Genomic DNA, 1,906 nt, shown 5'->3' with positions numbered 1-1,906 from the left:
ACCGGCGATATTGCCTGCACAGACGCGGCCGGCGAGGCTGAGCATCAGGGCCTGGAACGAACTGAGTTGCCCGCCGCTGCTTTTCAGGCTGTCGCGGAACACCGCGAACATATGGAAGAAGTGGCGCAATTGAACGAAACGCGAGCGGATCGTGAAGTAGCTGCCGAGCCCGACGATGAGCACGATCAGTACTTTCCCTGAGAGGAAGTCGTTGATGACTTCGAGCATGGATTATTCCTCGCTGTTTTTTGTAAAGGCAGAAGCTGGTGGTCCGAAACATCGCGTTACACGCCGTCGCGCAGGCAGCACGACAGGTGGGCGAGTGTTCGTCCCGGTTCCAATTCGCGGGTTGTTATTAGTTCGGGTTTCGCATGGGTTGGGGTCTCGTTACCGACGACCGCTCACGCGAAGAGGGGGCGCACTATACCTATCAGTGCGCTGCCCGTCTGCACGGTTGTGGTGCATCTGACGAAACGAGGGTGCTGCAGGATCGATGGATCGCAGCGTTCGACAGCCTCTGCGCGGTGTTTTTCCGGGTATCCGCGGAAGCTGTCGAAGGCTGCGATCCTGGCGTTTTGGGCATAGGTGGCCTCACGAAGGTTAAAAAAAAGGGCTTGGAGAAGAATCTCCAAGCCCTCAAAAGGTGAGAGGTGTCTAGTCCCTCGACCTGGTGAGCAGTGCCCTGTTGCCAGGGCGGGCGTTGATCAGGCTTTGAGCGGGACCAGACGCGGGGCAATCATGTTTTCCGGGCGCAGGATGTCGGCGAGCATGGCGTCGTCGAGCAGGCCTTCTTCGCGCACCAGTTCCAGTACGCCGCGGCCGCTTTCCAGCGCGACACGGGCGATGCGGGTGGCATTTTTGTAGCCGATGTACGGGTTCAGCGCGGTAACCAGGCCGATCGAGTGCTCGACCAGTTCACGGCAGCGTGCTTCGTTGGCGGTGATGCCGACGATGCAGTGCTCGCGCAGCATGTCCATGGCGCGTTGCAGCAGGCGGATCGAGTCGAGGATCTTGAAAGCGATCAGCGGCTCCATCACGTTCAGTTGCAGTTGGCCGCCTTCGGCCGCCATGGTCAGAGCCAGGTCGTTACCGATGACCTGGAACGCCACCTGGTTAACGGCTTCCGGAATAACCGGGTTGACCTTGCCTGGCATGATCGAGCTGCCTGGCTGACGCGCTGGCAGGTTGATCTCGTTGATGCCGGTGCGTGGGCCGCTGGACAGCAGGCGCAGGTCGTTGCAGATCTTCGACAGCTTGACCGCGGTACGCTTGAGCATGCCGGAGAACAGCACGAAGGCGCCCATGTCGGAGGTGGCTTCGATCAGGTCGGCCGCCGGCACCACCGGTTGACCGCTGATGATGGCCAGGCGCTGTACGGCCAGGGCCTGGTAGCGCGGGTCGGCGTTGATGCCGGTACCGATGGCAGTACCGCCCAGGTTCACTTCGGTCAGCACTTCCGGCGCCAGGGTTTTCAGGCGTGCCAGGTCTTCGCTCAGGGTGGTGGCGAAGGCGCGGAATTCCTGACCCAGGGTCATCGGCACGGCGTCCTGCAGCTGGGTACGGCCCATCTTCAGGACGTGGTTGAATTCTTCACCCTTGGCGGCGAACGACTGGATCAGGCTGTCGAGGCTGGCCAGCAGCGCGTCGTGGCCCAGCAACAGACCCAGGCGGATCGCCGTCGGGTAGGCGTCGTTGGTCGACTGCGCCATGTTCACGTCGTCGTTCGGGTGCAGGTACTGGTATTCGCCTTTCTGGTGACCCATGGCCTCCAGCGCGATGTTGGCGATGACTTCGTTGGCATTCATGTTGGTCGAAGTGCCAGCGCCGTCTCATACGATGCCAAAAGCCCCCTCAGGTTCAACTCGCGCGAGGGTTAACGGCCTGCGAGCAACTGTCCTGCCTGATC

At 61.3% G+C, this 1,906-nt stretch carries 1 protein-coding gene and 1 pseudogene; both read right to left on the bottom strand.

The features are described from left to right. Nucleotides 1-228 (bottom strand): alanine:cation symporter family protein (locus ACQKQA_RS30245; protein ID WP_427564792.1); only part of this gene is annotated, 228 nt, incomplete at its 3' end. A 476-nt stretch (nt 229-704) separates the two neighbouring features. Further along, nucleotides 705-1,826: pseudogene (locus ACQKQA_RS30240) on the bottom strand (aspartate ammonia-lyase); the annotation flags it as partial. Nucleotides 1,827-1,906 lie beyond the last annotated feature (80 nt).

The sequence above is a fragment of the Pseudomonas sp. NPDC089530 genome (assembly GCF_050280705.1).
Lineage (GTDB): Bacteria > Pseudomonadota > Gammaproteobacteria > Pseudomonadales > Pseudomonadaceae > Aquipseudomonas.
Note: the sequence above shows the minus strand (reverse complement) of the source record. Positions and strands in the feature narration are given on the sequence as shown.